This is a genomic window from Tepidibacter sp. (assembly GCF_025210165.1).
GTDB lineage: Bacteria > Bacillota > Clostridia > Peptostreptococcales > Peptostreptococcaceae > Tepidibacter_A.
In genome coordinates this window covers 1-13,227 of the sequence record NZ_JAOASI010000076.1, presented here as the reverse complement: position 1 = coordinate 13,227, position 13,227 = coordinate 1, and the positions used below count along the sequence as shown (strand labels likewise).

General features: G+C 29.3%; 15 protein-coding genes and 1 other annotated feature. Of the genes, 2 read left to right on the top strand and 13 right to left on the bottom strand.

Annotated elements, in window-relative coordinates:
* Positions 1-17 precede the first annotated feature (17 nt).
* The gene (locus tag N4A48_RS12680) at positions 18-623 is read right to left on the bottom strand and encodes a TetR/AcrR family transcriptional regulator (RefSeq protein WP_293666538.1); all 606 of its coding nucleotides are present in this window, start codon (positions 621-623) and stop codon (positions 18-20) included.
* Between the two features lie 222 nt (positions 624-845).
* Between N4A48_RS12680 and fsa the strand changes: the two genes are divergently transcribed.
* On the top strand, positions 846-1,535 hold the full coding sequence (fsa, locus tag N4A48_RS12675; RefSeq protein WP_293666537.1) for a fructose-6-phosphate aldolase: 690 nt from the start codon (positions 846-848) through the stop codon (positions 1,533-1,535).
* A gap of 115 nt (positions 1,536-1,650) precedes the next feature.
* Here the strand turns inward: fsa and N4A48_RS12670 are convergent, their stop codons facing one another.
* From N4A48_RS12670 to tyrS, 6 genes are all read right to left on the bottom strand, one after another.
* Positions 1,651-3,261: an AAA family ATPase gene (locus N4A48_RS12670; protein WP_293666536.1), complete on the bottom strand. Its 1,611-nt coding sequence runs from the start codon at positions 3,259-3,261 to the stop codon at positions 1,651-1,653.
* Positions 3,262-3,356: 95 nt separating this feature from the next.
* On the bottom strand, positions 3,357-3,722 hold the full coding sequence (locus N4A48_RS12665; protein ID WP_293666535.1) for a DUF5071 domain-containing protein: 366 nt from the start codon (positions 3,720-3,722) through the stop codon (positions 3,357-3,359).
* 270 nt (positions 3,723-3,992) lie between these two features.
* Positions 3,993-4,295 (bottom strand): hypothetical protein, encoded by a 303-nt coding sequence (locus N4A48_RS12660; protein WP_293666533.1) that lies wholly within the window; start codon positions 4,293-4,295, stop codon positions 3,993-3,995.
* 51 nt (positions 4,296-4,346) lie between these two features.
* Entirely contained in the window at positions 4,347-5,033 is a 687-nt protein-coding gene (gene yunB, locus N4A48_RS12655) for a sporulation protein YunB (RefSeq protein WP_293666532.1), read from the bottom strand.
* A 34-nt stretch (positions 5,034-5,067) separates the two neighbouring features.
* On the bottom strand, positions 5,068-5,550 hold the full coding sequence (locus N4A48_RS12650; protein ID WP_293666531.1) for a DUF5673 domain-containing protein: 483 nt from the start codon (positions 5,548-5,550) through the stop codon (positions 5,068-5,070).
* A gap of 364 nt (positions 5,551-5,914) precedes the next feature.
* Positions 5,915-7,138 (bottom strand): tyrosine--tRNA ligase, encoded by a 1,224-nt coding sequence (tyrS, locus tag N4A48_RS12645; RefSeq protein ID WP_293666530.1) that lies wholly within the window; start codon positions 7,136-7,138, stop codon positions 5,915-5,917.
* Between the two features lie 52 nt (positions 7,139-7,190).
* Positions 7,191-7,396 (bottom strand) — a binding site (T-box leader).
* Between the two features lie 190 nt (positions 7,397-7,586).
* On the opposite strand from tyrS, the gene N4A48_RS12640 reads away from it, so the two are divergent.
* Positions 7,587-10,124 (top strand): transglycosylase domain-containing protein, encoded by a 2,538-nt coding sequence (locus N4A48_RS12640; RefSeq protein WP_293666528.1) that lies wholly within the window; start codon positions 7,587-7,589, stop codon positions 10,122-10,124.
* A gap of 14 nt (positions 10,125-10,138) precedes the next feature.
* On the opposite strand, the gene spoVAE is transcribed toward N4A48_RS12640, so the two are convergent.
* The 6 genes from spoVAE to N4A48_RS12610 all read right to left on the bottom strand — a co-directional run.
* On the bottom strand, positions 10,139-10,495 hold the full coding sequence (spoVAE, locus tag N4A48_RS12635) for a stage V sporulation protein AE (RefSeq protein ID WP_330665130.1): 357 nt from the start codon (positions 10,493-10,495) through the stop codon (positions 10,139-10,141).
* Between the two features lie 11 nt (positions 10,496-10,506).
* A complete protein-coding gene (gene spoVAD, locus N4A48_RS12630) occupies positions 10,507-11,517 on the bottom strand; it encodes a stage V sporulation protein AD (RefSeq protein WP_293666526.1) in 1,011 nt (336 codons plus the stop codon).
* A 13-nt stretch (positions 11,518-11,530) separates the two neighbouring features.
* Complete coding sequence (gene spoVAC / locus N4A48_RS12625) at positions 11,531-11,959, bottom strand: stage V sporulation protein AC (protein ID WP_293666525.1); 429 nt, start codon at positions 11,957-11,959, stop codon at positions 11,531-11,533.
* Between the two features lie 10 nt (positions 11,960-11,969).
* Positions 11,970-12,380 carry a stage V sporulation protein AB gene (locus N4A48_RS12620; RefSeq protein WP_293666524.1) on the bottom strand — a complete coding sequence of 137 codons (411 nt, stop codon included), beginning with the start codon at positions 12,378-12,380 and terminating at the stop codon, positions 11,970-11,972.
* Positions 12,381-12,390: 10 nt separating this feature from the next.
* Entirely contained in the window at positions 12,391-12,981 is a 591-nt protein-coding gene (locus tag N4A48_RS12615; protein WP_293666523.1) for a hypothetical protein, read from the bottom strand.
* 128 nt (positions 12,982-13,109) lie between these two features.
* Positions 13,110-13,227 (bottom strand): IS3 family transposase (locus N4A48_RS12610; RefSeq protein ID WP_293664495.1); only part of this gene is annotated, 118 nt, incomplete at its 5' end.

Sequence of the window (13,227 nt, the reverse complement as noted above, 5' to 3'; positions counted from 1 at the left end):
ATAAGCGTATTCTTATGCTATAAATCCAAAATTTCATTCCATCCAGCATAATAGAAATGCTTTATTTTATTCATATAATGCATAGCATCTTCTTTTGATAAATCATGTTTAACAGCCTCAAAGGTGTTATACATACCTGATGAAGCCATAACATGAATAAAAAAATCATCCTTTGGTTTTATCTCAAATCCAGATTTAATAAGTGTTTTTCTTGTTGCCAATTCTTCTATATCAATAAGTTCTTCAACAAAGTTTTCATACTTAGTTCCTTGAGAACAGCAAACTATAAGCTTAATTATTTCAAAGTTATCATAAATATAATCCAACACACTGTCTGTACTACTACTTATCTCTTCATAAGCATTATCATCCTTGTAAGACTTAATTTTATCACACTTATCATGTTCTTCTTTAAAATGCTCAATAAGCTCATTAGCTTCTTTTTTTACTAATTCATCAAATAAAATTTCTTTATTTTTAAAATAATTATACATAGCACCCGTAGTTACATTAGCTCTTTGAGCTATTTTTCTCATACTAGCTTTCTGAAATCCTTTATCCAAAAACTCTTCCTTGGCACATTTTAATATCGACTTATACGTAAGTTTTGAGCTATAACTCATCCTTTCACTCCTCTTTGATAACATCGTTATGTTTCATAACAATGTTATCAAATATTATTTGTTTTGTCAAATAACATCTTTCAAACCATTAAAATCAATCCTAACCTTATATTCCCATAAAATATAATCAACTTTGGTATATATCTATTTCAAATATATTTAATCTATAGTACTATATTTGTAGAATTAAATAACTCAATTAAAAAATAAGGAGTGATGTAAATGAAATATTTCTTAGACACTGCAGATATAAAAGCAATTGCTAGATTATACGAACTTTACCCTATAAGTGGAGTTACCACAAACCCAACTATTATCTCTAACGAAAATAGGGATTATTTGGAGATTCTGCGAGATATTAGAAATGTAATTGGAGATGAATCTATGCTTCATGTACAAACGCTTAGTACTAATGCAGAAACTATGATTAAAGAAGCAGAGTTTCTTAAAGAAGTTATTGGAGGAAATCTATATATTAAAATTCCCGTTATACCTGAAGGTATAAAAGCTATAAAAATTCTAAAATCTAAAGGAATGAAAATTACTGCCACAGCAATATTTACACCTCAACAAGCACTTATGGCAGCTGTAGCTGGTGCGCATTATGTTGCACCCTATGTAAATAGAATAGATAATATATCTTGTGATGGATTTAATGTTGTTAAAGAAATAGTACTATTATTAAATAATTATAATTTAGATACAAAAGTTTTAGCAGCTTCTTTTAAAAATGTTCAACAAATACATAATGTAGCATTAGTTGGCGGACATTCAATCACAGCTAATCCTGATTTAATAGATGATTTACTAAAACACCCTCTTACTGATTGGAGTGTTGATAAATTTATACATGATTGGGAAAAAATATATGGAGATAAGAAGATGATTATGTATAACCTACACAAAAAATAACCTAAAGAATCTACTTCTTTAGGTTATTTGAGTATTATCCATTTTGGTAATGAAAATATAATTTTTTCTATAGCTTAAAGGTACATTACTTATTAAATCTAAATTTATCTACTTTCTAAACTTTTCTAGCCATGCATACAGTCTTACCATAAAAAGCCATACCTATATGAACACAATCCTTAATATCATAATCGTACTTTTTCTTACTTATTTGATTAAGTCCTTCTTGAGCATCTCTTTGTAAATCTTTATCATACTTAGACTTTTTAAGCTCAAATATTATAGGTTTTAATCCAGATATTTTAGGTTTTAAATAAATATCACTTCTACCTAATCCCATTTCTAAATTTGAATGTAGAGCATATATATCTGTAATATTTAGCATAAGAGTATTCATAAACACATGATAGGCATATTCTTTCATATCATGATAACTAAAGTTATCTATTAACATTTTTTCTAGTATTTTATTAAACATGTCAAAATCCTGATTTATTAAAGATTGTCTCATTTTAGTTATAGTACTTCTACCATCTGAAAGTAAGCAAGAATTTAATAATTTATTTATTGCTATTCTTACTTCTTCATTTGGTATTTTAATATAACCTTCATTATAAGAAATTTTTTGTTCTACAGTTAAATATCCAGAATTGACCATGAGCCCTATAAAAGTGTCTAAGTTTGATTCTTCAAATATCATATTATCTACATCATAATTAATTAATACACTGTCTTTTAATAAAACATCATTCAATAAAACTATAGCATCTTCTCCCAAGTTTAGTATCTTATCTTTTAATATTTCAGGGTTAGCAGTATTTACCCAATAAGGATCTAAACTTGATTTATGAATGTAGCTTAATATTGACCAAGGATTGAATACTCTATTACTTCCAAATTTATATCCGTTATAATACTTTTTAATCTCTAAAGAATAATCTATTCCAAAATGCTTAAATAATTTTTTTACTTCTCTTTCTACTAATCCAAATCTATTTGAAAACTTAGATGAATTTACTGTGTATACAGTTAAATTATTTAAACCAGAAAATATATTATTTTTGGCTACTCTATTTATACCTGTTAAAAGAGCTCTCTTTAAATATTCATTTCCTTTTAAACCCGAACCATATAACACCGAGAAAAAAGGTAACAAATCTCTATAGTATCCGTATTCATATGCACTTAGAATAGGTGTATCATATTCATCTATTAATACAACTACCTCTTTATTATACTTTGTATATAAAGCTTTACTCATATTTACTATTGCATACTTTAAATCTTTTGTTGTATTTATAAGTTTATCTAATTCATACAGTTTTATTTCTTCTGATGTAAATAATTTAGTACATTCCCTTACTATTTCATTCTGAATACTATTTATCAAACCATCTTTATCAATTGATTTACAATCTTTGAAAGTTAAATATATTATAGGTGTATTATTTCTCATATCTTCTATATCTTTTGTTTGTCTTTTAGATATTTTTAAGTCTTTAAATAAGTATCTGTAATCTTGACTTATATCTAGAAAATACTTCAACATACTTATATTTAAAGTCTTACCAAATCTTCTAGGTCTAGTTATTAAAACAACAGAACTATCCTCTCTTAGTATATCTATTATAAATTCACTCTTATCAACAAAATAATATCCACCTTCTATTAATTTCTTAAAATTATCTTCACCTATTGGAAGCTTTTTTCTCTTATTCTCACTCACAAGATCACCCTCCAATCTCTAATATAACTTATTCTATCCCTATATAAGATATTATACAGTATAATTCCATACACATCTATTTTTAATGATATATACTACCACTCACTTAAACTTATTATTTCATATATATTTTCATTTAAGAAATCTATTTCTGATATATTCATATCTTCTACTAACTCTTTTATCTCTGTTATCCATATTGTATCATTTTCATTTTTAGCTTTGCTTAAGCTATCTTCAATATAGGGAATAAGTATTTTCTTATCAATATTCATAAGTGTTTTTCTAGCTGTCATAGCTCCTGGCCAATTCATATCTTGTAGCCATTCTAACAACCCTGATATTGCTAATTTATTATGTGGATATCCTATTTTATTTAAAACTATTGCTGAATTTTCCCAATAACATTTATCAATTGGCTGTAGTAAAAGTTCAACTTTTTCTTTATCTATTAAAAGCAATTCATTAATAGAATTTTTTATTTCATCATCCGGTAAATTCCAGTTTAATAATTTTATTAATTCAGTTAAATTATCTTCATTCTATCCATTCTCCTTGCTCTTTTTTAGATATGCTGTAAATTAACCTTAATGTAAGAGCCGTGGCTCAAGATATTAATCTTATAGCCACGGCTCTTTTAATTTATATAAATCTTTTTAAATTATCATTCTTATGATACTCATATATACTCTCGCAACCCAGTAAATCAAATGCTATAAGTATCTTGAAATCTAATTTTTATCTTTATCTATTTCTTCTTTCAAATCGTATATCTCTTTTTCAGATAGTTTTGTAGCTTGTTTTACTAGATCAATATCCATACCTAAATTTAATAAATTTTTAGCTGTTTCTATTTTTTCTTGTTTTATGCCTTGTTTTATGCCTTGTTTTATGCCTTGCTTTATACCCTTATTTATACCATCTTCTCTTGCAGCCTTAAAATGTTTTTCAATATTTTTTCCTAAATTACTAGTCATATTATCAACCTCCATGCCACTAGTATTTTTTAAAACGTCTTGTATATGTTCACTCACTTCTTCATTATATCATGTTTCTGTTTAATATCACAAAAAAGAAGCAACTATCTATTCAGCACTAGTATCAACTATATTCCCAACCTCTTCCTTAGGAATGTTTACATAGTTTTGAGGTACCTTACCCACTACTATAGTCTCACATACTGGCATTTGACTTAAAACTTCTTTATATGATGATGTGAATGGAATTATAACTCTAACTTTCGTCTTTATTATTAAATATATCCTATGTCTAGTCTGATTTATCCCTGATGAATCAAACTCTGTCTTAAAATCTACATTAACTATACCTACAGGCTGAACACCTATCTTTAATTTTGGTCCATATTTAGCTAATATAGAGCTTTTAAATGCAGTACCTAAAGGTATATTTGCAGATGTAGTTTTTATTTGCTTTAGTTGTTGCTGTACTTCAATAGCAACATCAGATGCTATTTTATTCATTAGTATAGTATTTGCTTGTATCATGGTAACATTTCCATCTACATCACTCTTTAAGCTTATAAGTTCCTCATATTTTATCTTTTCCTTTAATATCTCCCCAACAGCTTTATTTATAGATCTATTTGCAAGCTCTTGTGCTTTTGATTCAGCTATTGCTTGAACTACGGGTTTTATCTTTCTATCTACAAATATAAACGAACCTAAACACATACTAAATATCAATATTAATATCATTGCAGTTAATGCTTTTTTCTTTTTCTTTTTTTTATGAACCTTAAGCAATTTTTTCAAGATAATACCCCCCATATTATAATATGAGGGGCATTTATATTTGGTTACTGATTTCTTTCTTCTGTATCTTCTTTTTCAACAATTTTTCTACATCTTTAATATTTGACTCTTTTAGTTTAAGCTCTACTTCATCATCTTTTTTAGTTTTAATTAATATAATATTAGAATTATATTTATCATATGAGTAAAATTTTATTTCCTTCCACTTATACAATTTAGTATTAATTATTATCCCCTTATATGTTATAGTTTTTTCATAATATAATGAAACTACTATATCCCATATCAAAATGCCTAAGATAACTCCCTTAATCCTATAATCCATATTATTTTCATCAGCTAAAGTTAAATATATTATAAGCATTTGCACAATACTAGCAGGTATTATCCATAACATACTAAATCCACTAAATCTCAACAAAATCTCGTTATCAACCACAAATGACCTCATGTTTTCTATTAACTTTAAAGTACTTCCAACTATAATCACAACAAGTATTATCTGCATATAACTCATTTTACCAACTCCTCAAAAATAATAATACAGCCGATTACATATTTTGTAAATAGTTGTATCATTATTTTACTCGATCTATCTGAAAAATTAGCTATTTATATGCTCTTGTATTCATCCTATTGATTAATTTCTAAACTAAAAAATATGCTTATTAAAATGTTAGCTACTTTTTGATTAACATTTTTCTATAAAACTTAGATTACGACGTTGAAATATGCATTAAGAAACTTTTTTGTCTGACCATAAGGGAGTTTAAAAGTTTTAGTATATTTCATAAGGCGTAATCTTTAGTTTTATAAAAATGTTGATTTAAGTAGCGGTATTTTAATAAGCATCTTTTTGCTTAAACACCTAAATATATTTATTAACCTAATTTAACTTGATGATATACCTTCTTACCTTTTTTAATCATTAAAGTATCATCTTCAAAATTATCTTCAGTTATTTTAAAATCTATCTCTTTTATTTTTTCATCATTTATAGATACTCCACCTTGTTGTACTAATCGTCTTGCTTCACTTCTTGAAGATGCAAGCTTAGTAGTTGTAAGTACAGTTAATATATCCATTCCATCAGCTATATCAGCTTTAGCTATTTCAGTACAAGGAATTGATCCAGCCATAGCCCCTTTTCCAAATAAAGCTTTAGCTGCTTCTTCAGCCTTCTTAGCTTCTTCTTCACCATGAACTATCTTAGTAACCTCGTAAGCTAAAATTTCCTTAGCTTTGTTTATTTCTGAACCTTCTAATGAACCAAGTCTTTCCACCTCATCCATTTCAATGAAAGTTAAAAGTGCTAAGCAGTTTCTAACATCTGCATCTGCAACATTTCTCCAGTATTGATAAAACTCGTATGGAGAGAATTTTTCAGCATCAAGCCAAACTGCTCCTGATTCCGTTTTACCCATTTTCTTTCCTTCACTGTTAGTTAAAAGTGTGAATGTCATACCATAAGCTGCCTCACCTTCAACACGTCTTATAAGGTCTGCTCCTGCTATTATATTAGACCATTGATCATCTCCACCTAATTGTAATTTACATCCATATCTCTTATGAAGCTCTACAAAGTCATATGCCTGCATTATCATATAGTTGAACTCAAGGAAAGATAATCCTTTTTCCATACGGCTTTTAAAGCACTCAGCTGTTAACATTCTATTAACAGAGAAATGTCTTCCAACCTCTCTTAGAAAAGGTATATACTCTAAATTCATAAGCCAATTAGCGTTATTTTCCATTATAGCTTTATCATCTGAAAAGTCTAAGAATCTTTCCATTTGACCTTTAAAGCATTCTGCATTATGTTGTATTGCTTCAACTGTTAACATTTTTCTCATATCAGTCTTTCCTGTTGGATCACCTACCATAGTAGTTCCTCCACCTAAAAGAGCTATTGGTCTATGCCCTGCTCTTTGAAGATGAGCCATCGCCATTAACTGAAGAAAATGTCCTACATGTAAACTATCAGCAGTTGCATCAAATCCTATATAAAAAGTTACAGCCTCTTTTCCTAACAGTTCACGAATTTCATCTTCGTGTGTAGTTTGCTTTATAAATCCACGTTGTTTTAAAATATCAAATACGTTCATTTAAAATCCTCCTAATATTTCTTCTTTATATAAAAAAGGGTTTCCTCATCCTGTAAAGGACGAGAAAACCCGTGGTACCACCTTAATTTGCATAAAAATGCCTCTTATCCATTGTAACGTATGGAAAACGTTGGAATTTTTAGTTCCAAAGCTCCAGAGTGTATTTCATCTTAATCATGTACTATAAATCTTTCACCACCCGATTTACTCTCTAATTTTGTAACCATGAGGATTACTAATCTCCTTCAACACCTATTATTAAATATAATATCCTATTCTATCATAAATATAACTTTTTTTGCAATAATTATATATCATTTTTATAATTACCAAAAAATTATATTCATTTTTTTATTACAAATAACGATAATTTTTGTAGTTAATAAATTTATATAGATTGAACTTTTTTTTCTATGATATAATATATTGAATAAGGAGGTAATGATAAATGCGCAGTGATAAAAATAATGATAAAAGTAAATCTAGTGAAAAAGAAAAAAAGAAAAAAATAAGCATTTTTAGAATAATACTTATTACTTTTATTATATTATCTATAGTTGGTACGGCATGTGTAATGGGACTTATAGTAGGAGTTATAAAAAACGCACCACCTATAGACCCCCACAATATTGAAATGTATGAAAGTTCTTTCATATACGATTCTAATGGACAATTAATAGAAAAGGTTCATGGATCAAATTTTAGAAGTTTAGTAACATTAGATAAAATACCAAAAAATTTACAAAATGCAGTTATATCTATAGAAGATGAGAGATTTGAAGATCACCACGGTGTAGATATAAAAAGATTATTTGGTGCACTTTGGTACGACTTAAAAACTATGAGTAAGGCTCAAGGAGCGAGTACAATAACTCAACAGCTTGCTAAGAATATGTATACTTCTAATGAAAAAACAATTACAAGAAAAATTAAAGATACTTATTATGCTCTTCAGCTAGAAAAAACTATTTCTAAAGACGAAATACTTGAAACTTACTTAAATACTTTCTATCTAGGTAGAGGTGCTATTGGAGTACAAGCCGCAGCTCAAACTTATTTTTCTAAAGATGTAGGTGAATTAACTTTAGCAGAATCTTCAATGATAGCGGGTATAACTAAAAATCCATCTAAATATTCTCCGTATACTACTCAAAGACTTAATGGAACTGAGAATTTAGATGAGCTAAAAAACTTATTAGTATTTTATCCTAAAACAGCTAATACGGACCCTGCTTCTGATATAGAAAAAGGTATGTTTGAAAAACTACATAACAAAGGACTAATAGATAATTATCAATATGATCAATTAAAAAAAGAACAAATCGTAGGTAGAAAAGCTGTAATTAATCCTAACGCAAAAAAAAGACAAGAACTTGTATTATACAAGATGCTAGAACTTGGACATATATCTCAATCTGAACATAATCAAGCTAAAAACGAAGAAATAGTTATAAAAGTTGGAAGTAAGACTCAAAATAATGTTTCTTCTTATTTTGTAGATTTAGTTAAAGACGATGTAATAGATGCTCTAGTTAAAGAAGGTAAAACAGAAGATGAAGCTAGAGATATGCTTTATAACGGAGGACTTAGAATATATTCTACTATGGATGTTCAAATTCAAAAGATACTAGAGACTGAATATCAAAAGAATTCTAACTTTCCAGGAACATTTACTGATAAAAATGGTAACATACAGCCTCAATCAGCTATGGTTATAATGGATTATCGTACAGGTCAAGTTAAAGCCTTAGTCGGCGGAAGAATGATAGGTGGTAAAAAGCTCTATAATAGAGCTGTTAACCCTAGACAGCCTGGTTCTTCTATAAAACCACTTGCTGTATACTTATCTGCAATTGATAGCGGAATGACTGCTGGTACTATAGTAGATGATTCACCAACAGGATACAAATATTCATCTAATGAAAAATGGAAACCTAAAAACTATGGTCATAAATATAGAGGTCCTATAACTATAAGACAAGCTGTTCAACATTCTTCAAATGTAGGAGCTGTAAAAACTGCTGAAATGCTTTCTTCAAGCCCTTATTCTTCTGTTGAAGTTATGGTTGACTTCTTAGAAAACATGGGTATATCTACTATAGTCAAAACTCCAGGGCATAATGATAAAAACTTCTCAGCCTTAACTCTTGGAGGTATGACTAAGGGCATAACTCCACTTGAAATGACTGCCGCATATGGAGCAGTAGCGAATGATGGAACTTATATCAAGCCTATGTTATTTACTAAAATAGAAGATTCAAGTGGAAATGTAATATTAAATAGTAAAACTGTTAAACATTCAATTACAACGCCTCAAAATGCTTATATATTGACTGATATATTAACATCTGTTGTAAATTATGGTACTGGAGGTCGTGCTAGAATATCTAATATGCCTGTAGCAGGAAAAACAGGTACTACTAGTGATAATAATGATGCTTGGTTTGCAGGATATACTCCTTATTATGTTGGAGCAACATGGATAGGAAATGACTGGAATCAAAAGCTTAAAAAAGGAAGTTCTATGTCATCAGCACTTTGGTCAAAAGTTATGACTAAAGTTCATAAGGATCTTCCAAGAAAATCATTTAAAAGACCTAGCGGAATCGTACAGCAAAATATTTGTTTAGAAAGTGGTCAACTTCCAACTCATTTTTGCGAAAAAACTACAACTGAAAAATTCGTAGCAGGTACAGAACCTAAAAAATATTGTGAGTTGCATACTAAAGATGAAAGTATAGAGATAGAAGAAAGTCCAGATGCATCGGATATAATAAATGATTGGTTATTTGATTCTAATAAAAAAGATGACAAAAACACTAATGAAGAAGAAGCTAATAAAACTGATGAAAAAGTAATTGATTCTAAAAAAGATTCACAAAATACAACTGAAAATAATACTAATATAGAGAATACCTTATTTAAAAAGGAAGATGAGCAAAATACAAAACCTGAAAATGAATCAGAAATAATAGAGAGCAATTAATGCTCTCTTTTTTCTTACGGTTTTGTTTTTGGTGTGAATATTACAGGCATTAAGTATCCAAATAATACAGCAGCTGCTATCCCACCTGCATTTGCAGCTGTTCCTCCTATAAATACACCTAACAAACCTTCTTTACCCACCTCTTCTATAACACCTTTTCCAAGTCCGTATCCAAATCCTGTAAGAGGTACAGTTGCACCAGCACCTCCAAACTTTACAATTGGTTCATATATTCCAAGACCTGTTAATATAACTCCTACAGTTACAAAGCTTACAAGTACATATGGAGATGGCATTTTGAAAAAATCCATAAGTATTTGACCTATAAGACATATAGTTCCTCCAACTATAAAAGCTCTTAAATACTCCACAATTCCACCTCCTAATTTTCTATAATTACTGCATGAGCTATGGATGGTATGCTTTGCTTTTGAAGTGTACTCGTAGGAGACATTAGTGCTCCTGTTGATACTAGCATAACTTTATTTATTTCTTTACTTTTTAGTTTTTTGTATATGTATCCATTGAACACACTAGCTGAACATCCACATCCACTTCCACCAGAATGAGTGTCTTGTTTTTTATGGTCAAATATTTCTATTCCACAATCCATATATACACTAGATATGTCATAACCTTCTTTATTTATAAAGTCTAGAAGAATTTCTCCTCCAACTATTCCTAAATCACCTGTTGCTATTATGTCAAAACTATCTATATCATCTTTGGTATCATCAAAGTATGATTTTATTGTATCTACTGCTGCAGGAGCCATCGCTGGTCCCATATTATTTACGTCAGTTATTCCCTTATCTATAACCTTACCAGTAGTTATTCTTTTTATCTTAGGCCCTTCTCCTTTTGACGATATAACACTTGCTCCTGCTCCTGTAACTGTCCACTGAGCAGTCATAGGTCTTTGATTTCCAAGTTCTAAAGGAAATCTAAACTGCCTCTCTGCCGTGCAAAAATGACTTGAAGTTCCAGCTACTACTAAATCAGAAAAGCCTCCATCTACAATCATAGAAGCAAGACTCATAGATTCTGACATTGTAGAACACGCTCCATAAACGCCAAAGAATGGTCTTTTTAAATCTCTTGCAGCAAAAGATGTAGACATAAGTTGATTTAATAAATCTCCTGCTACTATATAATCAACCTGATTCAGTACATAATCAGTTCTTCCTACAGCCATTTTTATAACTTCTGTTATCATCTTACTCTCACCAAATTCCCAACTATCTTCTCCAAATAAATCATCCTTTAAAATCATATCAAAATAATCCTTTAGTGGTCCCTTCCCTTCTTTTGGTCCAACTATAGATCCAGTTGAAATTATAACAGGGTTATTTGATAACTGCACAGTTTGATTTCCTAATCTTTTCTTTGCCATAATACCCTCCTTTCTAACTAATACCTAGGAAATAATAGATTAGTCCAAGTATTACAGAGCTTCCTATTCCATAAACAAGAACAGGACCTGCTATTGTAAACATTTTTCCTGCAACACCTAGTACATACCCTTCCCTCTTATACTCCATAGCTGGAGATACTATAGCGTTAGAAAAGCCAGTTATAGGAACAATCGAACCTGCTCCAGCTCTTTTTCCAAGTAAATCATATACTCCTATACCTGTAAAAAATGCACCTAAAAATATAAGAGTTATAGATGTTGCAGTAGATGCCATTTTTTTATCAAGACCATACTTTATATAACTATTTAGTATAAATTGACCTAAATCACATATCAGACCGCCTACAATAAATGCCCATACACAATTTTTAACATATGTAGGCTTAGGACTTTTATCGTCAACGTATTTTTTGTAATCCATTTAACCACCTCTATTTTAATATTGTCCAATTGATTATAGAACCTGTCATCTTACCTATTAATAAAACTACTATTATAAATTTCACCATTCCTTGTATATTAAGTCTTCTTTCCATAACTGGTATAACATCTACTGCTTCTGCAAGAGCAGATGCTAACATTCCTATAAAAATTCCGTAGATACACCCAAATAATATTACACATACAATTCCAAAATTAAAAGATATGTCTATGAGTGAAAATAGAGCTCCAAAGAAAGCTCCTGATATCAACATGTGCTCATATCTTCCTAAATAATCATAAGTATTAGTTATCTGACAAAGTCTTGGAATTATATCTAGTAAAGTAAGAAGAGCAACTATACCAGATCCAACAACTACACCTTCTGAAAATCCTAATACAGTTATAAATATTAGCTTCAAACCTGCCTCCTTATTGCTTATTATTTTCAATGATATAAGATTGTACCTCATTTTTAAAAGTAGATACTTCTAGTTCTAGTGGACTTGGTTCAGACTTTGAGAAATTCGGTATAATTTTATTGTAAAATACAGCAACACCCGATCCTATTCCTAGCGAATATGCTATTTGAAACAATAACAAGTTCTTAGTCTCACTTCCTGTTAATACTCTGAGTATTGTCTTATGAGATGTAGCCATATCTACGTCTGAATGAAAATTAATTATTGCCATTCCAGATCCTAAAAACAATACCACACAGACAAATAAAACTCTTATAAACAACATATTATCTTTTTTGGGATTTTCAAAATGTACTAATAAATCGTCAAATTCCAAAAAATTAACTTTAATATAGCTATTTTGACTATTTATTCTGCTTATAATATCTCCAAGCTCTATAATCTCATAATCCTTACTAACTCCATTTACATGATCAACTATTATATCCTTGACCAAATATTCATTTTGTGAAGGATATATATAAAATAAATCCTTCAAATACAAATCCTTTATATTCTTCTCAAACTTCAAATCCTTCTTAGGTTTTAAATATATTTCCACCTTAAATCCCCCTTTTCATACAATTATTATTTACAAAAACTCTTAAAAAATTCTTTTTGGTTTATTTAAGTTATGAAAAATAGTATTTACCTAATCTGTACCCTCTGTAAAGGACAATTTAAAAAAGACTATGCTACATTAAGAAGATGATTTCTGTATTGGACAGGAGTCATCTTCTTTAATCCCCACTGATATCTATAGTTATTATAATAAGTCATGTATTGTTTAATTTCACATTTAAGCTGT